Annotated in this window: 18 protein-coding genes; 8 read left to right on the plus strand and 10 right to left on the minus strand. The window is 68.6% G+C overall.

Annotated features, from left to right (window positions below):
- Window positions 1-12: 12 nt before the first annotated feature.
- Entirely contained in the window at window positions 13-201 is a 189-nt protein-coding gene (locus tag ABE85_RS04870) for a hypothetical protein (RefSeq protein WP_157521940.1), read from the plus strand.
- 24 nt (window positions 202-225) lie between these two features.
- On the plus strand, window positions 226-789 hold the full coding sequence (locus tag ABE85_RS04875) for a triacylglycerol lipase (RefSeq protein WP_255362658.1): 564 nt from the start codon (window positions 226-228) through the stop codon (window positions 787-789).
- A gap of 136 nt (window positions 790-925) precedes the next feature.
- Here the strand turns inward: ABE85_RS04875 and ABE85_RS04880 are convergent, their stop codons facing one another.
- The 3 genes from ABE85_RS04880 to ABE85_RS04890 all read right to left on the minus strand — a co-directional run bounded on the left by ABE85_RS04880 (window position 926) and on the right by ABE85_RS04890 (window position 3,215).
- Window positions 926-1,423 carry a hypothetical protein gene (locus tag ABE85_RS04880; protein ID WP_157521942.1) on the minus strand — a complete coding sequence of 166 codons (498 nt, stop codon included), beginning with the start codon at window positions 1,421-1,423 and terminating at the stop codon, window positions 926-928.
- 165 nt (window positions 1,424-1,588) lie between these two features.
- Window positions 1,589-2,377, minus strand: coding sequence for a sensor histidine kinase KdpD (locus tag ABE85_RS04885; RefSeq protein ID WP_197507199.1), 789 nt, complete (start codon window positions 2,375-2,377; stop codon window positions 1,589-1,591).
- A gap of 118 nt (window positions 2,378-2,495) precedes the next feature.
- Window positions 2,496-3,215 carry a Crp/Fnr family transcriptional regulator gene (locus ABE85_RS04890; protein WP_067270605.1) on the minus strand — a complete coding sequence of 240 codons (720 nt, stop codon included), beginning with the start codon at window positions 3,213-3,215 and terminating at the stop codon, window positions 2,496-2,498.
- Between the two features lie 167 nt (window positions 3,216-3,382).
- Between ABE85_RS04890 and ABE85_RS28640 the strand changes: the two genes are divergently transcribed.
- Both ABE85_RS28640 and ABE85_RS04895 read left to right on the plus strand, forming a co-directional pair.
- Window positions 3,383-3,511 carry a hypothetical protein gene (locus ABE85_RS28640; RefSeq protein WP_255362643.1) on the plus strand — a complete coding sequence of 43 codons (129 nt, stop codon included), beginning with the start codon at window positions 3,383-3,385 and terminating at the stop codon, window positions 3,509-3,511.
- Complete coding sequence (locus ABE85_RS04895; protein WP_067270608.1) at window positions 3,512-4,216, plus strand: PRC-barrel domain-containing protein; 705 nt, start codon at window positions 3,512-3,514, stop codon at window positions 4,214-4,216.
- Between the two features lie 24 nt (window positions 4,217-4,240).
- On the opposite strand, the gene ABE85_RS04900 is transcribed toward ABE85_RS04895, so the two are convergent.
- The 3 genes from ABE85_RS04900 to ABE85_RS04910 form a co-directional block, all read right to left on the minus strand.
- Window positions 4,241-4,744, minus strand: coding sequence for a ferritin-like domain-containing protein (locus tag ABE85_RS04900; RefSeq protein ID WP_067270611.1), 504 nt, complete (start codon window positions 4,742-4,744; stop codon window positions 4,241-4,243).
- Between the two features lie 35 nt (window positions 4,745-4,779).
- Entirely contained in the window at window positions 4,780-5,934 is a 1,155-nt protein-coding gene (locus ABE85_RS04905; protein ID WP_067270614.1) for a PHB depolymerase family esterase, read from the minus strand.
- A 103-nt stretch (window positions 5,935-6,037) separates the two neighbouring features.
- The gene (locus ABE85_RS04910) at window positions 6,038-6,577 is read right to left on the minus strand and encodes a hypothetical protein (RefSeq protein WP_067270617.1); all 540 of its coding nucleotides are present in this window, start codon (window positions 6,575-6,577) and stop codon (window positions 6,038-6,040) included.
- Window positions 6,578-6,982: 405 nt separating this feature from the next.
- Here ABE85_RS04910 and ABE85_RS04915 point away from each other — a divergent pair, with 405 nt between their 5' ends.
- Both ABE85_RS04915 and ABE85_RS04920 read left to right on the plus strand, forming a co-directional pair.
- Complete coding sequence (locus tag ABE85_RS04915) at window positions 6,983-7,618, plus strand: hemerythrin domain-containing protein (RefSeq protein ID WP_082938326.1); 636 nt, start codon at window positions 6,983-6,985, stop codon at window positions 7,616-7,618.
- Window positions 7,619-7,729: 111 nt separating this feature from the next.
- Window positions 7,730-10,177, plus strand: a complete 2,448-nt coding sequence (locus tag ABE85_RS04920; RefSeq protein WP_067270621.1) for a catalase — start codon at window positions 7,730-7,732, stop codon at window positions 10,175-10,177.
- Between the two features lie 33 nt (window positions 10,178-10,210).
- Here the strand turns inward: ABE85_RS04920 and ABE85_RS04925 are convergent, their stop codons facing one another.
- Entirely contained in the window at window positions 10,211-10,960 is a 750-nt protein-coding gene (locus tag ABE85_RS04925; RefSeq protein ID WP_157521944.1) for a hypothetical protein, read from the minus strand.
- Window positions 10,961-11,186: 226 nt separating this feature from the next.
- Here ABE85_RS04925 and ABE85_RS04930 point away from each other — a divergent pair, with 226 nt between their 5' ends.
- Window positions 11,187-11,423 (plus strand): hypothetical protein, encoded by a 237-nt coding sequence (locus ABE85_RS04930; RefSeq protein ID WP_067270627.1) that lies wholly within the window; start codon window positions 11,187-11,189, stop codon window positions 11,421-11,423.
- A gap of 1 nt (window position 11,424) precedes the next feature.
- Here ABE85_RS04930 and ABE85_RS04935 read toward each other — a convergent pair whose 3' ends face one another.
- From ABE85_RS04935 to ABE85_RS04945, 3 genes are all read right to left on the minus strand, one after another.
- A complete protein-coding gene (locus ABE85_RS04935; protein WP_157521946.1) occupies window positions 11,425-13,602 on the minus strand; it encodes a hypothetical protein in 2,178 nt (725 codons plus the stop codon).
- A gap of 100 nt (window positions 13,603-13,702) precedes the next feature.
- Window positions 13,703-14,326 carry a PEP-CTERM sorting domain-containing protein gene (locus ABE85_RS04940; RefSeq protein WP_082938327.1) on the minus strand — a complete coding sequence of 208 codons (624 nt, stop codon included), beginning with the start codon at window positions 14,324-14,326 and terminating at the stop codon, window positions 13,703-13,705.
- Window positions 14,327-14,337: 11 nt separating this feature from the next.
- Window positions 14,338-17,949 carry an alpha-1,6-glucosidase domain-containing protein gene (locus tag ABE85_RS04945; protein ID WP_082938328.1) on the minus strand — a complete coding sequence of 1,204 codons (3,612 nt, stop codon included), beginning with the start codon at window positions 17,947-17,949 and terminating at the stop codon, window positions 14,338-14,340.
- Between the two features lie 377 nt (window positions 17,950-18,326).
- Here ABE85_RS04945 and ABE85_RS04950 point away from each other — a divergent pair, with 377 nt between their 5' ends.
- Complete coding sequence (locus ABE85_RS04950; RefSeq protein ID WP_067270640.1) at window positions 18,327-20,591, plus strand: TonB-dependent receptor; 2,265 nt, start codon at window positions 18,327-18,329, stop codon at window positions 20,589-20,591.
- Window positions 20,592-20,598 lie beyond the last annotated feature (7 nt).

Below are 20,598 nucleotides of genomic sequence, written 5' to 3' on the forward strand. Positions count from 1 at the left end.
AGGGAGATGGTCATGGCTCGAATCGTCCTTGCCCATGGAATCCTGGGCTTCGGCTCCGTAGTTCCTGATCAACCGCTGCACTACTTCAACGGCATCAAGGCCATGTACGAAGAGGCAGGGCACGACGTGGCATGCCCCACGGTCAAGACACTGGGATCGCTCGACGCGAGATCGAACAGCCTTGCCAGACAGGTGCAGTAGTTATGGCCCGACGATGGAGAACCTATCCACATCATTGCGCACAGCATGGGCGGTCTGGATTGCCGACGCATGCTCGCGCGCGACAAAGACATCGCCAGACGGGTGAAATGCCTCATCACGGTCGCGACGCCGCACTTCGGTAGTCCCGTGGCAAACGCAGTCTTGAAACGTGGTCCGCTTGGGCTGCCCAATCCGACCCGCCTGTTGACCCATTACTTTGCAGAGGACCTCGGTGCGCTCAAGGATCTGCGAGTGCGTAAGGACGACTACCCGCAAGATGAGAACGTCGACGGGGTGAAGTACTTTTGCGTGGGATGCGACGGCGGACCCATACATCGCTCCCCAGTCTTTGCGCTCACTGCCAGCATCGGAGGTTTCGGGGACGTGCGGAACGATGGTGTCGTGAGCCTGGAGTCGGCCAGTCTTACCAACCATCGCGAAGGGCTTCGCACGACATGGCCCGTTGACCACGGTGGGGCGATCGGCTGGCCGTCAGGAGTCGGTGAGACGACGAGCGCGGCTCAACACCCACCGCCGGACCATCAGCAGCGCTACGAGGAGCTGCTCGGCTGGCTGTTGGAACCCTGATTTACGCGTCTTCTCACGGTCTCCCTGTCGCTCAAACCAACGCGATCGGCGTCGACTTGAGCAATTGCTTGTATTCGTTCTTGACCACCTCCCCGCACAGACCTTTGCTTGGCGACCTCATGGGCCGCCAGGCTCGTCAGCGGACATAGATGGGCACCACGATCGTGGTCGTGCAGGACAACTTCGCAGGCATCAGGTCATACGCGGCCGGCACCGGTGCCGAAGGCAGGTTGGGGTAGTTCTTGGCCAGATACGCCGTCGCCGCCTCGAGGTTGTCGGTATAGCGGATGGCCAGCCCACGCCCGTTCTGGGCGGTCATATAGCTCACATCCCCCAGATAGACCACGGGCTGATCCGGTACTGTGAAGACCATGGTCTTGTAGCCGGCGCAGGGCACGAAGTCCTGGCCCAGGACATCCGCGGTGTCCTTGAGGCGCCGGACCATCGTGATGGCTAGCACGTCGCCCTTGTGGGCCTTGCCCACCACATACCCGTCGTCAGGGCCGCTGTAGACCGCAGCCAGACCGAGCGTGTCCTCGCGGAAAGCGCCGTCCTTCACGATGCCCGGGAAGACCTTGACCCGGAAGTTGTCCGGCGACACGCCCAGCACAAAGAGCGTCTCCCCTGGGTCCACGGTCGTGCTCTTCTCTTCTTGGCACGGGCAGGGCAGCGATTCTGACAGCACCAGGAGGCCGCCGCAGTGGCCGGGAGACCACGAACCTTCCCGTTCAGCGAGGAGGGGATTGAGGGGGGAGATAGACCGGGCGCCCGATGCCACGGATGTCAGCCCACGAGGGCATCAGCTCGGGGCAGAGGCCTTCCAGAGGGGCAGCCTGAGGCAGAACTCGCTCCCCTGACCCCAGCCCTCGCTGTGCGCCGTAATCGAGCCGTCATGCAGCTCGGCGATCGCCCTGGCCAGCGCGAGTCCCAACCCGAGGCCGTGGTAATCCGTGTCGAGCGGACGGTGCCCCTGGACATACGGTTCGAAGATGCGCCCCATCTGTTCGACGCTGATCCCCTGGCCGTTGTCCTTCACGTGCACCGCGCAATGCCCGGCGGAGGTCACCGTCCACAGTTCAATGCATCCCTCCGCCGGCGTGTACCGGGCGGCGTTCGCGAGCAGATTGCCGACGACCTGCACCAGCCTCGTGCCATCCCCGCGCACCTGGAGCTGCGCGTCCGGAAGGAGCGTCATCAGCCGGTGCCGCTTCAATTCGCGTCCTGGCCTCGTGGCCTCCAGGGCATTCGACAAGAACTCGCGCAAGGGAACCGGCACCCGTTGGACCGTCAAGGCATGGCGCGAGACCAGCGCATGATCCAGCAGGTCCTCCACCAGGCGCTGGCAGGTGCCCAACTGACGTTCGATGACGGCCCGTTCCGCCGTGTCGTTCGGACTAGCCCTCACGTTGAGGACCCGCAGCGCGGCGCCGATCGCCGCCAGCGGATCGCGCAGCTCGTGCGCGACGAGGGCCAGGATGTCGCTGCGCCGCTGCTCGGACACCTGCAGCGCCGCGGCGCCGAATCTCAGGCCCGGATCGACTGGGGCGCCGGGCGCTAGCCCGTCGCCCGTGCCACGCATGGCAGGCATCGTGTTTTCCTGGGACAGCAACATCGCGGATCCTGAAGGCGAGGAGGGACTTCACGCTGATCCTCCTGTGCCGGACCCGTCTGTGCGGCGACGAACCCACCGCCGCCGTGGTTCAGGTTCAAGGGACAAGGGGCGTCGTCAGCAGCCGGGTGTACTCGTTCTTGACGACCGCGTAGCACTCGCAGGTGCGCAGTTCCAGTCCCGGCCTGTCCAGCACCGTGATGTGCCCGCGTCGATAGCGGATGAGACCGGCGTCCTGCAGATTGCCCGCCGCCTCGGTGACGCCTTCGCGGCGCACGCCCAGCATGTTGGCGATCAGCTCCTGGGTCATGACGAGGTCGTCGCCATGCAGCCGGTCCAGGCTCAGCAGCAGCCAGCGGCAGAGCTGCTGATCCAGCGAATGATGGCGGTTGCAGACCGCCGTCTGCGACATCTGCGTCAGCAGCGCCTGCGTGTAGCGCAGCAGCAGCTGCATCACCTTGCCGGCGCGGTTGAACTCCGTGAGCATCAGGTCCGATCGCAGCCGCAGCAGCTGGCCGGCGCTCTGCACGACGCCGCGGCTCGGCGTGGTCTGGCCGCCCATGAACAGCGATACGCCCAGCACGCCCTCGTAGCCGACGACGGAGATCTCGGCGGAACCGCCGTCCTCCAGCACGTAGAGCAGGGACACGATGCAGGTCGTGGGGAAGTAGACGTGGGACAACTGCCCCCCGGATTCGTAGAGCACCTGCCCGAGCGGCGCATCGACCACTTCCAGGTCGGGCAACCACCGGGACAGTTCCTCGTCCGACAACGCGGCGAGGAGCCGGTTCTCGCGCGCCAACGCCATGCTCACCATCCGCGCTCCTTGCGGCGTTGAACCGCCAATCGAGTATAGGTCGGGGGTCGGACCGACCGCCGGGGAGGGCGCTCCCCGCCCTGTCGGCTGAGTGCGGTGGCGCACCGACCCGGCGGGCGGATGGGCGCAGCCTCCAGGCTCAATCCCTCATCAGTCCTGGAGTACGCATGTCCAAACGTCAACACGGCAACAAGGAAGCGAAGAAACCCAAGCAGGCGAAGCCGCCCATGCCGTCGCCAGAGATGCCCGGTCCCGTGATTCCCCCGGTGGCGCCGTCGCGCGTCGGCCGGCGATAGATGACCGGCTCCGGCCATGGCCGGCTGAACAGCCTGAGCCTGCTGCACCGCTGCAAGGTCACCGGCAACGACGGCGACATCGGACAGGTGCGCCTCGCGCTGTTCGACACGGCGGACTGGCGCATCCGGTTCCTGGTGCTGGAGTCCAGCCCCTGGCTGTTCGGTCGCTGGGTGCTGATCCCGCCGTCCCTGCTGCTGCAGCCCATCGAGCGCGGCAGCATGCACATGGATGTCTGCCGACGGATGGTCCGGACCAGCCCGACGCTGCACCCCTTGCAGGGCATCTCGGCCGAGCAGGCACGGTCTGCGCTGCTGCACTACGGGCAAGCGGCGCCAGCCGCCGCGATCCCGCTGCTGACCGAAGCCTCCCTGCTGGCCTGCGATCTGTCGTCGGACGGCGTCGACATCGGCCGGGTGGTCGATCTGGTCTATGACGATGCGGATTGGATGCTCCGTTATCTGCTGGTCGACACCGCCCGCTGGTGGCAGGGCGGGCATCGCGTGCTAATCAGTGTCTGCTGGGTCGACGCGATCAACGCGATCGACGTCGAGGCGAGGCAACTCCGGGTGTCCGTCGATCGCGCGTCGGTGCGCAACAGTCCGCCCTTCCAGGACATCGCCTCGATCGATCGCGACTATGAGTCCGAGTTGCATCGCAGTCATGGCCGGGATCGCTACTGGATCGAACCGCCGGTCGCCGCATGAACGCTCGCGGACCGGCAGGCCCGATCACTCCTCGGCGGCCTCGCGATTGACGGCCGCTTCGGCGAGTTCGGACATCAGTTCATCCGCGTCGTACAGGTCGTCGACGGCGTCCTTGAGTTGCCGTCCGTCGTCCTCCATCTGGAGTGCGTTCGCGAATGCGGCCACCGTGCCGAATCCCGTGATGCCGTAATGCGTCATGCGCTGGTACTGCGCAATGATGAGCGCGTCCAGCACGGGACCATTCTGCGGCGGCTGTTCGAGCACATGCTTGAGGGCTTCGCTGACCAGTCCCTCCATGCCCTTGCAGTGTTCCTTGGACACTTCCTCGCCCTGATTGGCGATCAGCGCCTTCAGCAGCTGGGTGTGGTCCGCGATGCCGGTCTGCGCTTCCTCGAGCAGCTGCGACAGCTTCGCGTTGGTCGCCTGCGGCGTGATCTTCTTGAGCGCGCGCGCCATCTGGTCGTTGGCGGACCAGAGGTCCTTCAGTTCGCTGATGTAGAGGTCGGAGAGAGTGGAAATGGTGGCCATGGTGGCGCTCCAGGAAAGTGGGTGAAGAGGGGCGCTTATGCGTCGCCCGCGCGCGGATGCGCGGAGAAGAAACAGATCATCTGGCCGGCCGCGTCCGGCCCTTGCCAGTCGGCATGGGAGCCGCGCCGGTCGCCGCCGGACCAGGCGTGGCCCGCGCCGTCGATGAGCCAGAGCTCGGCGAGCGTGCGGCCGTCCGTGGCCACGCAGGTCTTGCGGGTGTAGGCCCGTCCGCCTTCGCGGCCGTGCTCGACGCGTTCGGTGCCCTCGAGGCCCGTGATCGCATCGGCGAAGACATGCTCGCCATTGAGCGGATGCACGGTCATGTCACGCGTGCCATGGAAGACGATCGTCGGAATCGCCACCGGCGGCGAGGTGGTCATGCGCGAGACGCTGCGCGTGTCCTGCCCGGTCCGCATCATCGCGAGGGCTTCAGGCGCACTGGCGACCGCGCCGCTGGGAAGTCCGGAATGCACCCCGACGGAAGCGAAGATCTCGGGATAGGTCTGCCCCAGCACCGCCGCCATCGCGCCACCGGCGGACAGACCCGCCACGTGCACGCGCCGCGCGTCGACACGGTGGGTGGCCATGACGTGATGTGTCAGCGCCGCGAGCAGTGCCGGCTCGCCGCGACCGCGCGCCTGGTGGCTGGTCTTGAACCAGTTCCAGCAGCCTTGCGGGTTGAACTTCGTGGATTGCTCCGGATAGAGCACCAGCCAGCCGTTGCGCTTGGCGACCTCGTTCATGCGGGTCCCGACGGCGAAGTCGTCCGGGTCCTGCGTGCAGCCATGCAGCATCAACAGCAAGGGGCGAGGCGTCGACGGGTCGCCGGGCGGCACGTAGAGCTTGTAGTCGATGGACACGTGGCCCCGCGCGTAGGTGGCGGCAAGGAAGCGCTCCTCGTCCATGACCGGCTCGCGGACTTCGCGCGGCGGCTCGCGATGTCCACGGGCCTCGGGATGGGACCGGAGTTCCTCCGCGAAGCCGATGCCCGCGTGGCGATCTTCGATCACGCGCGCTTCGACATCGATGACATCCCCGTCCTGCGTGTCGACGCCGGCCGTGTCAGCATCGGCGTCGAACGGGGTCGCTCCGGCCAGCGCGTCCTGGATGGAACGCGTGGCGCCCATCAGGTCACCGCCGCGCGTCTGCAGGGCAGCGCGCGACATCATTCGTTGGAAGTCGGGATTCATCAGGGTTCTTTCTTGACGCAGGGACGGCGGGCGAACCCGGCGAGGGCCGCGGAGGTCGCCGAGGCGGCGGAGACGTCTGCGACGGCGAGGCGGGCGCGGCGCATCACCGGGCCACGTTCTGGCCGTTGGCGGCCGTCCAGCTGCGCTCGAAGTGCGCCGCGTCCTCGTCGTTCTTGGCGCGCAGGCCCATCAGGATGCCGCCGTTGCGCACACCTTCCTCGTATTGCTTGACGCGCTCCTCCGGCATGCTCCAGCCGATCAGCGCGCCGATCAGGCCGCCTCCGGCCGCGCCCGCGCCCGCACCCGCGGCAGCCGCCGCGAGCGGGCCCGCGATCACGAGGCCCAGACCCGGCAACACCAGACTGGTCCCGACGGCGGCGACCGCCGCGGCGATCGCGCCCACGGTGCCGCCGATGGCTCCGCCGATGCCTGCGCCCTCAGCGGCCTTGGTGCCGAGTTCAGTCTCCACGGCCTTGTCGCTGAAGTGGCGTTGCCGGGTGTCGTCGGACATGACCAGGTCGATGTCCTTCGGGTCGTAGCCGCGCTCGCTGACCGAGCCGTAGGCGGACTCGGCGCTGGCGCGATCGGGGAAGAGGCCGGTGACCAGACGTTCCTGGGTGGTGGTGTTGGTGGTGGTGTTCATCGTGAGTCCTGGAGGTTGAGAGAGCCGGATGCGGCCCGCGTGCCCGGTCAAGGCATGCGGGAGCCCCGCTCGTTCCCGGCGGTGTTCCCGCGTCGTCTCCCTATGGGCGCCTCACGATCGGCCCTCACACGACCCGGGATGTTCTCTCTACGGTTCCTCGGTATCGGTGTGGATTACCGATTGACCGCAGCTCACGCGGAGTCGATGCACAGGCAAGGCGGCGCGATGCGACGCCGACGCCAAGCGCGGCCGTCTTTACACGATGGCCACTGGGAACGGCCTCGATCTTGCGTACCGGAGACCACCGGACTTCCCGGACGCATCGAGGCGCACGTCTCATCGCCTTCCCCTCCCATCCACTCACGCCAGGCAAGCCCGCAGGGGTTTCCCAGCCAAGGACTTTCCATGCCCGCCATCACCAAGACTTCCGCCAGGACGGCTCAGACAGACAGCTCGCACAAGAGCTTGGACCAGAGCTCGGACAAGACTCCGGAAAAGAGTTCGGGCAAGGCCAAGCCCAAGACTGCCGACAAGTCCAAGGCCGCGTCCCGCGCCTCCGACGGCGCGGTCGATGCGATCAAGCTGCTGACCGATGACCACAAGGAAGTGCAGGCGCTGTTCAAGGCCTACCAGAAGCTGGTCGACGACGAGGGCGAGGACGATCTTCGCGAACAGCTCGCCCAGGACATCTGCGCCAAGCTCACCGTCCACGCGACCATCGAGGAAGAGATCTTCTACCCCGCCGCGCGCGGTGCGATGGAGGACGAGGACGGCGACGACCTGCTCGACGAGGCCGAGGTCGAACATGCCGGCGCCAAGGACCTGATCGCGCAGATCGCCGAGGGCGCCCCCTCCGACGCGCTCTACGACGCCAAGGTCAAGGTGCTGGGCGAATACATCGCCCACCACGTCAAGGAGGAGGAGCAGGCGCTGTTCCCCAAGGTCCGCAAGTCCGGTGTGGATCTCGACGCGCTCGGCGACGAACTGAGCGCCCGCAAGGCCGAACTCCTCGTCGAACTCGAGGAAGAAGCCGCGTCGTGAGGCTGTCGCCCGCAGGCATGACAACGACCGGCGCTGCCGGTCTCGACGCTGGCGGCAGGAACGGTTTCTGCCGCATGCCGTCGAGCTTTCCGCAGAACCACGAGGACGACCATGCCTAAATCACCCACTCCGCCCGCTTCCCCCTCCCGCAAGGGACCGGCCGCCAGCAATGCCCAGGGCGATGCCGGCCCCAAGGCCGCCGCCCGCAACACCGACAGCGCGTCCAGCCGGGCGCCGTCCGCCGATGCCGGCGATCTCGCGCTGAAGCAGGCCGCCGAAACGAACGCGATGGCCACGGCCATGCCGTTCAACGCCAACAAGCCCGCGGAGCACGGCTTCGAGGAAGGCATCCATCCGCAACCGGGCGTCACGGTCGATGCACCGTCGCGTCTGCCGTCGGCCAGTACGCTGTCCGAAGCCCAGACCAATGCCAAGGTGGGCACGCAGGCGCCCGAAGGCCGCAACGCCACGATCGCGCCGCTGGACCGCGTGCGTGTCGATTCGTCGGGCCAGGCGCTCACGACCAACCAGGGCGTGCGCATCGCCGACAACCAGAACTCGCTGAAGGCCGGGCCGCGCGGCCCGGTGCTGCTCGAGGACTTCATCCTCCGCGAGAAGATCACCCACTTCGATCACGAGCGCATCCCCGAGCGCATCGTGCATGCGCGCGGTTCCGCCGCCCACGGCTTCTTCGAAAGCTACGACGCGCTGACCGACCTCACCAAGGCCGCGCCGTTCAAGGCGGCGGGCAAGCAGACGCCGGTGTTCGTCCGCTTCTCCACGGTGCAGGGCGGCGGTGGCAGCAAGGACACGGCGCGCGACGTGCGCGGCTTTGCCGTCAAGTTCTACACCGACGAAGGCAACTGGGACCTGGTGGGCAACAACATCCCCGTGTTCTTCATCCAGGACGCGATGAAGTTCCCGGACCTGGTCCATGCGGTGAAGCCCGAGCCGCATCACCACATGCCCGAGGCCGCCAGCGCGCACGACACCTTCTGGGACTTCGTCTCGCTGATGCCCGAGTCCACGCACATGCTGATGTGGGTGATGAGCGACCGCGGGATCCCGCGCTCCTACGCGACGATGCAAGGCTTCGGCGTCCACACCTACCGCTTCGTCAACGAGGCGGACGAGAGCGTCTTCGTGAAGTTCCACTGGACCCCGAAAGCGGGCACGCATTCGCTCGTATGGGACGAAGCGGTGAAGATCTCCGGCGCCGATCCGGACTACCACCGCCGAGACCTCTGGGAGCGCATCGAATCGGGCGCCTTCCCGGAGTACGAGCTCGGCGTGCAGGTCTTCACCGAGGAGCAGGCGGACCAGTTCAGCTTCGACATCCTCGACGCGACCAAGCTCATTCCCGAGGAACTGGTGCCGGTGCGCCCGATCGGTCGCATGGTGCTGAATCGCAACCCGGACAACTTCTTCGCCGAGACGGAGCAGGTCGCCTTCTGCACGGCCCACGTCGTGCCGGGCATCGACTTCAGCAACGACCCGCTGCTGGCGGGGCGCATCCACTCCTACGTGGACACGCAGATCACGCGGCTGGGCGGACCCAACTTCCACGAGATCCCGATCAACGCGCCGATCGCGCCGGTCCACAACAACCAGCGCGACGGGGCGCACCGCCAGGCGATCCCGCGCGGGCGCGTGTCCTACGAGCCCAACTCGCTGGGCGGCGGCTGTCCGTTCCAGGCGGGCGCGGCGCAAGGCTTCACGTCCGTTGCCGCGCGTCAACGCGGATCGGACGAGCAGGCCAAGGTGCGCGCCAAGCCCGAGCTCTTCGCGGAGCACTACAACCAGGCACGCCTGTTCTTCGAGAGCCAGTCGCCCGCGGAGCAGGCCCACATCGCCGCGGCTTTCCGTTTCGAGCTCAGCAAGGTGACGGTGCCCGCGATCCGCGAGCGCATGCTGTCCTCGCTGCGGAACGCGTCGGAAGCGTTGGCGGCAAAGGTCGCCGACGGGCTGAACATGCCTCTGCCGCCTCCGATGCCCCTCGCCATCGAGAACGCGCCGGAACCCGAGGTGCGCAAGTCGCCGTCGCTGTCGCTGCTGGCGCGCCCGGGCGACGGCTCGATCACCGGCCGCAAGGTGGTGATCCTGGTGGCCGACGGCGTCGTCGGGCAGGGGGCGAAGGACGTCCACGCCGCCTTGCTCGCGAAGGGCGCCGTGCCGCGCTTCGCGGCGCCGCGCATCGGACCGGTGAAGGCAGCCGACGGCGTGCCGATCGAGGCGGACGTGTCGCTGGAGAACGAGCCCGGCTTCCTGTTCGACGCGCTCGTCGTGCCGGACGGCGAGGAAGCGATCCGCGCGCTCGGGCGCGATGCTCACGTCTACGAGTTCATCCGCGACCAGTTCCGGCACTGCAAGCCCATCCTCGCGCTCGGAGCCGGCGTCTCGCTGCTGCGCGCGGCGGGACTGGGACCCGCACTGGAGCCCGATGTGATGACGCCGGGGCTCTTCACCGGCGACTCGGCGGACAAGGGCGTCCGCGCGCTGATCGAAGGGCTGGCGGCCCACCGCCACTTCGAGCGCGAAACCGATCCGCCGAGAGTCTGAACCCGCTTCGACGCATCACCGACGGCCGGCGCATCACGCCGGCCGTTGGCGCTTGGCGGTCACGTCGTCGATTGTCAGCAGGATGAGGGTGCGATGCGGCCAGGCGACGCAGGCCGCGTTGAGCTTGACCGTGCGCGCGCCGATGCGGGGGAACACCGCGCTGACTTCGTAGTCGCGCACCCGCGTGTGCCGCGGGACAAGGGTCTCCAGCAGCTCGCGCAGCGCGGGGATATTCCATTGGCCGTTGCCCAGCGCGTAGAGCCGTTGCTGGAGGGTGTCTCGCGGGGTGGTCTCGTAGACGCTGTAGAACGCCTGGTTGGCGCGCGTGACACGCCAGTCGGGCGTCAGCACCAGCAGCGGCAGGGACATCGTCTCGATGATCGCGTCGGCGAAGTCGCGTCCCTGCGTGACCTCGTCATGCAGGGCCTTGAGTTCGCGATTGCGCACGCGCAGTTCGTCGTTGGTCGTGGACAGCGCCTCGTTGAGGGACCTGAGGTGCTCCATCGCGGTCTCGAGTTCCTCGTCGCTGCCCTGGAGCGCTTCGTTGCTCGATTGCCTCTCTTCTTCCGACGCCTTGAGCGAGGCCATCGCGCGTGCGTGTTCCGCGCGCATCACGCGCGTCTGCGCGTGGTTGTGCTCGCGGGCCACGAGCAGCTCATCGGTCAGGCGTCGGATCTCCAGGCGCTCCGCGACGCCGCCGGACCAGCGCGCCCGCACGGACGCCCTGGCGGCACGCAGCCGACCGGACACGCGGTCGATGAAGACCTCCACAGGGTGGGGCACGGCGCGGACTCCCGCGGGCAGATCGATCCAGATCAATGGCAACCGCAGCTTGACGTGTCGACGCGGCGGGGTCTGTGGGCTGGCGCACGCAGCCTGCCACCGGATCGTCCCCGAGAAGAAATACGCGGGCCGCGCGGACATCCGTGCTGGAATCAGCGCCACTGACCGCACGCGCACCTGGGCCTCCCAGACCTCGCGTCAGCCAGGCGCTGCGAAGGAACGGACCATGAGCACGTCACTGATCGTCGACTTCAGGCACACGTTCCTGGGCACCGGGCGGTCCGTCAAGGTCTGCGCGGACGTGGTCACGCGAGGCAGCTTCCTGACATGGATCGCCACCTTCCACATGGCCCCCAAGGTCTTCGAGATGACGGGCTGCGTGTGCAAGGCCGACGACGAGAGCGAACGCAACGCCGTGATCTGGTCGATCGGCCAGGCGCTGGACGTCCGACGCTTCGATTGAGTCAGGGCCTTCCCGCCGTCGTCCTGCCCGGCTGCGCCGGCCCGGTGCCGACCACGGAGCGGTTGAGCGCGCGCACCACGTACTCCATGAACGCCGGCGTGAAGATCGTCCCGTGGTCTGGAAGGATGCGGGCGTCCACCTCGACCACCCGGGATGCGCCGTCGGGGCAGGCCTCGGGCGGCGGGCCGACGCGGGTCAGCGCCATGCGGTACCACACGTCACCCCGCGCGGGGCGACCGCTCTCCGGCTGGCGGAAGACGGTGACCGGATTGTCCGAATACAGCTCGTCGGCATCGCCCTCGGGCACGCGCGGGAATCCGCGCAACACCGTCTGCTCGCCGAGCGGGCTGGGCGGCGGGTCGCGCAGCACCTCCATGCGCAGCCGGTGCGTCACGAACTCCCCGAAGTTGGCGGCGGTGTACACGTGCTCGGGGAAGGACGCGTGGCGCGCCGCCGTGCTGTCGAAGGTGACGGCCTGCCCGGCGGGATAGACCTGACGCGTCACGCCGTCCGCTTCGGAGGAGAAGGACAGCAAGGGCACGCCGATCGGATGGCACTGGCGCTCCTGATCGTGGATGGCGCGGTAGAGCTCGGCGGAGAACGCCGGGTTGACGAGGAGGATCAGGTCGGGCTTGGGCGCCATCACCTTCGGGCTCAATCCGTCGCGCACGGCGTTGAACACGGCGCGTCCGCCCATGCTGTGACCGGTGACGACGAACACGCTGCGCCGGTCGGCGCGCGGGTCGCTGGTCCGCGCGGCGACGCGTTGCGAGAGTCCGCTCATCACCTCGCGCAGCAGTGCGCCGTCGGCGCCCAGCCGGTCCGCCGCCTGCAGCCGGTTCCAGAAGGTGGTGACGTTGGCGATCTCTCCGGGGTACATCCGGCCGGGCCAGCCGACGTACGCGCCGATCACTTGGCGCGCAGGTCGTCCGGACGCGCGCGCCGCCTGCTGCTCCATCGTGTCGACGGCGCTCATCAGCTTGGCGTAGTCGCAGGCGTAGCTGTCCCCGCTCGCCGCAGAGTGCTGCCACCCGTGCACGAAGACGGAGACGATCGCGCCCGAGGCGGCGTTCGCGGCCTCGACGGCGCTGAACAGGGCGCGCGTCTGTTCCGGCTTTGCGGCCTCGCCGCGATCGCCGGCTTCGACGAAGTACAGCGGCGGTGCCGTGGCAGGCAAGCCCTGGCACTCGGCGGCCGCCAGCGGGGTCGGACCGGCGGGGCGCGCCTGGGCGGGCAGTCGCTCGACGACCTGGTCGTTGACCAGCACGCGGCCGTTGTCGTGATCGAGCTGCCAGCGGATCCGCAGGGGCTGGGTCGGCGTGATGGTGCTCTTCAAGGGCTCAGGCAGCAGGGCGAGCACGCTGCCCTCGGCGCCGAGCGCGAGCGTGAGTTCGGGCGATCCCTTCGCCGGCGCTTGCGCGGGCGAGGTCGAGAACCGCACCGAGAGCTTCCCGCCGGACAGGCCGATCCGCAGATCAAGCAGCGTGTCCATCGAGGACAGGGCGCGTCGCAGCCAGCCGCCGGTCGAGGCGTCGCCCGCCTCGGCGGGCTTGAACAGACGATCGCGCTGGGCGTACGGGATGCCGAAGCGGACGTCGAGATCCATGGTCTGCGCGACCAGCTGCTGCGCGGCGGCCGGGTCCGGCGACTGCGGCAGCAGCGCGGAGCAGGCGGCGACGGTCTCCGGCGCGACTCGCGCGGACAGCTTCGCGACGAAGGCGTCGTCCCAGTCCACGGCGGTCGGTTCGAGGCGGACCACGCACTGGGCCGGACCGAGACCGTGGCGCAGACGGAGGCTCGCGAGGCTGACGCGGGCGCTGGACCGGAACACGTCGATGCAGGCGCCGTCGCTGTCGCCGCGATCCCCGAAGGAGAGGGGATCGACACGGATGCGGGCTCCAAGTGCGACGGTCCACTGGCCATCGCAACGCTGGCGGATCAGGGCGGTGCTGGTCTCCAGGCGCAGCGGGTTCGCGAGGAGTGACGGCGGCACGCCGGCCGGCATGCCGCGTGAGTCGATGGCAACGGGCATCGCCGAGCTTGTGCACGTCATCCCGTCCACCGCGCAGAGGGCGTTGCGCACCTCGCGATGGTTGAGGACCTGCAGCGCCGCGAGGGCGAGCAGGACGACCGCCAGCCCCACCGCGGCCTTCCAGGCCAGGCTTCTTCGACTCCCCATCGCGCGTCCTCCCGCCCGTCGGCCATTCGACTGCGGGCGACTATGCCGACGCCGCGGCGCGAGGGGCATCCCCAGTGTGAAGGAGGGCGGCGGGAGCGCGCTATGCCCGAAGCGTCCTCAGAGAATTCGGGTGGGACTGACGGGCGGCGGTTGTCGATCGCCGTTGCCGACGCGTGAAGATCCCGACAACGCCCAGGCCCAGCACGACCAGCGCCGCGCTCGCCGGCTCCGGCACCGCGGCGGCCGTCACATCGAACGTCAGATTCCCCCGCAGCCATTCGCCTTCAGCGACGCCGGGCGCGAAGTCCTTGTACGCCTCGCTGAACTCCAGCCGCAGCAGACCATCCGCGCCGACGCTCAGCCCGAACGGACTCAGATCGAGCGAGCCGCTGTAGCTGCCGACCCCGCTGGCGAAGTCCGCGCCGCCCGGTGCGAACGTGACGAGATCCGACCCGCTCGATCCACCGAAGCTGACCTGCATCTCCGACAGCACGCTGGGCGCGAAGGCATTCAGATCGAGCGACCACGACAGCGAGTTCAGCACCGCGTTCGCGCCGACATCGATGAACCAGACCATGTTGCCGGCTTCGCCCTGCAGGTTGATGCTCTGCGCGCCGCCGACGTCGATGGCGACGGGTGTCGCCTGCGCGGGGGCGCTCGCGAGGCTCAACAGCGCGGAGGCGGCCATGACGGACGCGGCGAGGAGGTGATGGACTCTTTTCATGACGTCGGCTTTCAACGGGAGGCGGAAGCAGAGGAGGGGACCACGAACACGACCGCCGTGCGCGCCGGCACGTTGAAGCGGCCCGTGGTCCGATCGAAGGTGGCTTGTCGGGCGCGCGCGTCGGCGGCGGTCGGCGCCGTGTGCACCGGATGCAGCGCCAGCGCATGTCCCGCCAGCGTCGGCAGCGTCAGTTCCCTGGCGGTCTTGTCGACGTTGATCAGGTAGACCAGCTCGTTGAAGTTGGCGCCGGGATAGCCCACGCCATCGAGCTTCCCGACCAGTACCGTCGCCTCCTGCGCCGAGCCCGTGTTGAGGAAGCTCAACCGCGACTTGATGTCCTCCGCCGTGCGCAGCCGCAGCAGCGTCGAGCTCTTGCGGATGCGCAGCAGATCGCGGAAGGCATCGCGCGTCCACGCGATGTCCGCCGCGGCCGGCTTGATCAGCGCGTTCGCCAGCAGCGGCTTCGCAGACGGCCAGTTGTCCGCGTTGTCGCGCGACGGCGGCAGGCCGACGCCGAAGTTGTTGTCCGCGTAGGTCCAGTCCAGCCGGTTGAACCAGTCCCCGCTGTCGTAGCTGTTCCGGTCCAGCGACTTGCTGCGCAGCGTGTCCGTGCCCGCATGGAAGTAGGCCACCCCCTGGCTGAACGCATTGATCGCGCTCGCCAGGATCTGCACGCGCGCGCGGTCCTCGCGGCTCGTGCCCACGGGCAGCCGGAACGCGTTGTTGTCGAACAGGGTCACGTTGTCGTGGTTCTCCACGTAGTTGACGACCTCGCCCGGCTCCAGCACCCAGCCCGCCGGGATGCCGCCGACGTCGATCTGCTCCAGCCGCAGCGTGGCATCCCAGCTCGTCTGCATCTGGAAGCTCCGGATCGATCCCGCCAGCGCCGCGCGGATACGGTCGGCCTGCCACATCAGCTCGCCGCGCGTCTGGCCGGCGTTGTGGCCGTTGCTGTCGTAGAAGAAGCCGTTCACGTAGCCTTGGCTGGCGAGCAGCGCCTCGCCGGAATCGCAGCAGCCGCCGCCGCGCACCGCGTCGCGGATCAGCGGATTGAAGCTGCCGATGCCCGAGCCGTTCAGCGACAGCATCTCCGCCTGCACGAAGCGCGCGCCGTTGGCGACCTCGCCGAAGTTCCAGCCCTCGCCGACGATCTGCACCTCGCGGCCGGCGGCCTGCTGGACGCGGGCCTTCAGCGCCTCGATGACCGCGCGCGGGTGGTGACCCATGATGTCGAAACGCAGCGAGCTGATGCGGTAGTCCCGCGTCCACGTGACCGCCGAATCGATCATCAGCTTGGCCATCATGAGGTTCTCGGAGGCCGTGTTCTCGCAGCAGGTCGAGCGCTCGATGCCGCCGGCGGCGTTGTAGCGGAAGTAGTAGTTGGGCACGACCTTGTCGAGCACCGAGGTGGCGTTCTGCCCCGACGAGGTGGTGTGGTTGAAAACCAGGTCCATGCCCACGCGCAGGCCGGCGGCGTTGAGCGCCTGCACCATGCGGCGGAACTCGACGACGCGCGCGACCGGATCGTTCGCGTTGCTCGAGTAGCTGCCCTCCGGCGTCGAGAAGTGCTGCGGGTCGTAGCCCCAGTTGAAGCAGTCGGTGCCGGCCGTGGCGGCCACGGCGGCCTGCTGCGTCTCGCCGTCCGGCGCGCCGGCGGGCGAGGGCGTGACGCAGCCCTTCTCGTTGACGGTGGCGAAGTCGAACACCGGCAGCAGGTGCACGTCCGTCAGACCCGCGGCCGCGAGCGCGCTCAGATGGCGCATGCCGTTGGAGCCGGACTCGGCGAAGGCGAGGTACTTGCCGCGACGCGCGGCGGGCACGGTCGCGTCGTTGATCGAGAAGTCGCGGACGTGCAGCTCGTAGATGCTCAGGTCCGACGGCGCGGCCACCGTGGCAGGTGGCGCGCCGCCATCCCAGCCCGCGGGCTTGGTCGCGGCGGACTGCAGATCCATCACCACGCTCTGCTGCCCGCCGAGCGTCACGCCCAGCGAGTACGGATCGGCCACGAGGTTCTTCACCAGCCCTACGCCCTTCACGAAGACCTGGACCTGGTAGCGGTAGGTCGAGCCCTGCAGGCTGCCGGCCTTGGTGAGGCGCCAGATGCCGGTCGCGGCGTCGCGCGTCATCGGCTCGGTGGTGGTGCGGGTCAGCGTCGAGCCGGCGATCGGCGTGGTCAGCACGAGGGCCACGTCTTGCGCGGTCGGCGCCCACAGCCTGAAGCTGGTCGAGCCGTTGGCGACGACGGCGCCAAGGTCCGGCACGTCCTTGGCTGCGGCGTAGAGATCGTCGATCGCACCGGCGATCTGCGCGGTCGTCGCGTTCTGGACGCGGCCCTGCGCGTCCTCCTGCACGAGCACGAGTTGCCGCTGATGCAGCGACGGCAGGCGCGCGACATCGGCCGCGCGCACGGTGAAGACCGCGCCGCTGGCCACGTACTTGAAGCGCAGCGCATCGGCCGGCGGCACGGTGCCGGTGAACGCGTCCAGCGTGATGAAGCCGTCGGCGCCGCCCACCGGCGCGTTGGCCGCGACGGTGATCTGTCCCGTCGCCGAGTGATACAGCCGCACGGTGCCGGTACCCGGGGCGGAGGCGCTGATGCGCGGCCACTTCACGAGCGTCTTGTTGAGCCACACGGCGCGCGCGTCGGTGCTGGACACCTGGCGCAGGTCCGGCGTCGCGGTGTAGACCGTCGCGTCGCGTTCCACCAGCCACACGTGCCCGACCTGGTTCTGGATCGTCAGCGCGGAGAACTCGACACGGATGTTGTTGTCGCGGCCGTCCTTGTCGTTCTCGTTGGGCGGCATGCCGTGGACGATGAACTCCAGGCCCTTGCGGCTCGCGTCGCCCAGCGGGTTGAGCACGGGGATGTCGAAGACAACCTCGTCCGCACCCGCGGCGTAGCCCGGCATCGCGCTGAAGGCGACGGGCTGGTTCCATTGGTCGATCGTGACGCCGCCGGGCAGCGCCGCGGCGTTCAGGCCGCTGCCGTTCCACAGGTGCAGGCCCCAGGCGCTGTAGGCGCCGTCGAAGCGCTTGTAGTGCACCCGCACCGTCGTGATGTCGGGCGTGGCCAGCAGCAGCGGATTGCCCGGGTAGTTGGTGCCGTCGCCCTGCAGGCGCCAGATCTCGTTGGCGCCGGCTTGAAGCGCCAGGCTCTGGTCCGCGCCGCCGTTGTCCTTGTTGTCGCCGTTGTGGAAGAGGAAGCCCACGGTGCCGCTCGTCGCGGCCAGCGGCACGTCGTAGTAGACGCCGAAGGCGTCGCTGCCCGCGGCGTTCCAGCCCTCGTTCCAGTTGGGGCCCTGTGCGGCGCCCCAGGTGTGGATCTGCCAGCCGGCGTGGTTGCCGTCGGCGCGTCGGTAGTGGACGCGCAGCGAGGTCGCCGGGGTGTCATGTGTTGCCACCGCGGCGGCCTTCGCGCGGGTCGACGGCGGTGTCGAACTCGTCGGCACCTCGGCGATCAGCGCGACGCCGTTCTCATCGATGGCCGCCGCGTTGGCACCGGCCTTCTGGGCGAGGCTCGCCTCACCACCGCCGCACGCGGCGAGCAGCCCGCACAGGCTGAGCGCCAAGGCGCCCGCCACCCGCCGCGCCGCGCGCAACCCACCGTCAGCCCATGCCTGCATGTCCGAGCCCTCCTCAAAAGGTGGCCGGATGCTAAAGAAGTAAAACTACATCGTGAGACCGTGAAATCCCGGAGTCGGATTACATGTCGACGGTTCCAGGGACAGAAAACGAGCGACAAGGCGCGCCAAAACCTCCGAGGCCAGCTTCGACGGCGCCTTGGTCTGTAGTTTTGCTTCATGAATTCGACGACAAGCACGGCGGACCGATCGGCCCATCGTTTTCCCTAGCCGCGTGAATCGGCGAAAAAGATCGATGGACTGGCGAAAAAGCGGCGCGGACCCCAGAACTATTCTTTTCCCCATCGCGTCACCCCCGAGACGCGTTGAACGAATGGAGCCAGGCAATGCGGTCTCGACCCAGCAACCCTCTTCACCCGATGGCACTCGCCATCCTTGCCTTGGGCGTGGGAGGTGCCGGTGGCGAGGCGCTCGCGCAGACACAGGCCGGCAACGCCGACCGCGCCGACAGCGCCAGCAACGCAGACAAGACCGAGAAGTCCGAGAAGGCCGAGAAGGCCGAGAAGGCCGTGGCGCTCGACACCGTGGTCGTCACCGCCAGCAAGCGCAAGCAGACGCAGCGCGAGGTCGCGGGCACCGTGTCCGTCGTCGACGGCATGGCGCTGGAGAACCGCGGCGCGAAGGACCAGGAAGACCTGTTCAAGCTGACCCCCGGCGTGCAGGTCAACAAGGGCGATCCCAACCAGGCGGTGCCGACCATCCGCGGCATCGGCACCGCGAGCAGCGGCACCTTGCTCGGCATCCAGCAGGCGACGACGGGCTTCTACATCGAGGAAGTGCCGTTCACCGATCCCTTCGGCTTCGTCAGCGGCGCGGACCTCGCGCCCTTCGACCTGAAGCAGGTCGAGGTGCTGCGCGGTCCGCAGGGCGCAATGTTCGGGTCCGCGTCGCTGGGCGGCGCGGTGAGCTATTCGGTGAACAAGCCCGACCTGAAGCACTTCGAGGCCGCAGGACTCGTCGCCGGCGAGACCGTGAAGAACGGCGGCTGGGGCCACACCGTGCGCGCCATGCTGAACGCGCCGCTGCAGACGGATGTCGCCGGCCTGCGCATCGTCGCCTTCGACCGGCGCGATCCGGGCTACATCACCAACCTCGGCACCGGCCGGACGGAAGCCAACGAGCTGCACCAGACCGGCGGCCGCCTCATCGGCAGCTTGCGGCCGACGAAGGACGCGCTGGTCACGGCCATGGTGCTGACGCAGCGCACGAGCAACGACGACACCTTCGCCGTGTCGCCGGATCCGGAGCGCCTGAGCATCGATACCCACGTGGCGTCACCGCGCAGCAGCCGGTTCACCCTGGGGAACCTGCGCGCGGAATGGACGCTGCCCAGCGGCCTGGAGCTGACGTCGAACACCGGCTTCCTGGACAAGCAGGGCCAGGGCGTCGCGGATGGCACACGGGCCTTCGGCAAGGTCGGTTCGTTCGTCGGGCCGTCGCTCCATGTCGGGGCGCTGCCGGACCTGCCCCTGGTGACCTCGCTGCGGCCGGAGACGCGTCGCAGCCTCGCGGCATCGCAGGAACTGCGCATCGGCACGACCGGCAGTACCGGCTTCCAGTGGCTGGCCGGCGTCTTCTACCAGCACACGCGCTTCGACGCGCATGCCGTCAACGTCGCGCCGGGCGGCGCGGCGCTGTGGGGACCGTTCGGCGCGCTGCTGCCCGAGGACGTGTTCGCCACCGTCTACGCCGATGCCAGGACGACGGAACGCGCGGTGTTCGCCGATACCGAGATCCCGCTCGGCACGGCGTGGAGCCTGTCTCTGGGAGGGCGCTACTACGACGCGTCGTTGGCCTTCGACGCCGGCACGACCTTCCTCAGCGCGCCCACCCGGACCATCGCGAGCCTGTCGGAGAGCGGTTTCACGCCCAAGGCCGCGTTGAAGTACCGCTTCGGCGAGAACCTCGCCTACGTGCTGGCCTCCAAGGGATACCGCTTCGGCGGCATCAACGCCAATACGGCGCTCTCTCCCTACAAGTCCGATTCGCTCTGGAACTACGAGGCCGGCGTGCGGCTGCTGCCGGTGAAGGGCGTACGCCTGGACCTGTCGGCCTTCCTGCTGGACTGGAAGGACGCGCAGGTGTCCGCGGTGCTGCCGGGCACGACCCCGATCACCGGCGTGGCCAACGTCGGCCAGGCGCGCAGCACCGGGTTGGAAGCCAGCCTGCAATGGCAGGCCACGCGCGACCTGGACCTGAGCGCGACGCTGGCCCGCACGAACGCCCGGACCACCGCGCCGTTCGTGAGCAGCGCCACCGAGACGACCATCCCGTCCGGCACGCGCCTGCCCGGCACCGCGAAGTTCCAGTCGACGGTGCAGGCCGGCTACGCCTTCGCCGGCCCGGCCGACACCGCCGGCCGTGCCAGCGTCGCGCAGAGCTACACCGGCGCGCGCGTGTTCGACCTCGACGGCGCGGCGCGCGCGCCGGGCTTCTCGCAGACCGACCTGCGCCTGTCGCTGGCCTGGGGCGCGTGGGAAGCGGCGCTGTCGGTCGACAACGTCTTCGACAAGCGCGGCATCAACGGCGCCGCGACCACGACGCTGCCGCACGTGAGTTCGTTCACCGACTACTACCTCATCCGCCCGCGCACCGTGGGACTGTCCCTGCGCTACGACCTGTGAGCCCCGC

The sequence above is a fragment of the Mitsuaria sp. 7 genome (assembly GCF_001653795.1).
Taxonomy (GTDB): Bacteria; Pseudomonadota; Gammaproteobacteria; order Burkholderiales; family Burkholderiaceae_C; genus Roseateles.

Coding starts and splice junctions, on each gene's coding strand:
- ABE85_RS04930 (WP_067270627.1), top strand. CDS start 11,187: ATGAGCACGTCACTGATCGTCGACTTCAGGCACACGTTCCTGGGCACC.
- ABE85_RS04885 (WP_197507199.1), bottom strand. CDS start 2,377: ATGCCTGCCATGCGTGGCACGGGCGACGGGCTAGCGCCCGGCGCCCCA.
- ABE85_RS04890 (WP_067270605.1), bottom strand. CDS start 3,215: ATGGTGAGCATGGCGTTGGCGCGCGAGAACCGGCTCCTCGCCGCGTTG.
- ABE85_RS04910 (WP_067270617.1), bottom strand. CDS start 6,577: ATGAACACCACCACCAACACCACCACCCAGGAACGTCTGGTCACCGGC.
- ABE85_RS04935 (WP_157521946.1), bottom strand. CDS start 13,602: ATGGGGAGTCGAAGAAGCCTGGCCTGGAAGGCCGCGGTGGGGCTGGCG.
- ABE85_RS04870 (WP_157521940.1), top strand. CDS start 13: ATGGCTCGAATCGTCCTTGCCCATGGAATCCTGGGCTTCGGCTCCGTA.
- ABE85_RS04905 (WP_067270614.1), bottom strand. CDS start 5,934: ATGAATCCCGACTTCCAACGAATGATGTCGCGCGCTGCCCTGCAGACG.
- ABE85_RS04915 (WP_082938326.1), top strand. CDS start 6,983: ATGCCCGCCATCACCAAGACTTCCGCCAGGACGGCTCAGACAGACAGC.
- ABE85_RS04895 (WP_067270608.1), top strand. CDS start 3,512: ATGACCGGCTCCGGCCATGGCCGGCTGAACAGCCTGAGCCTGCTGCAC.
- ABE85_RS28640 (WP_255362643.1), top strand. CDS start 3,383: ATGTCCAAACGTCAACACGGCAACAAGGAAGCGAAGAAACCCAAGCAG.
- ABE85_RS04945 (WP_082938328.1), bottom strand. CDS start 17,949: ATGCAGGCATGGGCTGACGGTGGGTTGCGCGCGGCGCGGCGGGTGGCG.
- ABE85_RS04900 (WP_067270611.1), bottom strand. CDS start 4,744: ATGGCCACCATTTCCACTCTCTCCGACCTCTACATCAGCGAACTGAAG.
- ABE85_RS04950 (WP_067270640.1), top strand. CDS start 18,327: ATGGCACTCGCCATCCTTGCCTTGGGCGTGGGAGGTGCCGGTGGCGAG.
- ABE85_RS04940 (WP_082938327.1), bottom strand. CDS start 14,326: ATGAAAAGAGTCCATCACCTCCTCGCCGCGTCCGTCATGGCCGCCTCC.
- ABE85_RS04920 (WP_067270621.1), top strand. CDS start 7,730: ATGCCTAAATCACCCACTCCGCCCGCTTCCCCCTCCCGCAAGGGACCG.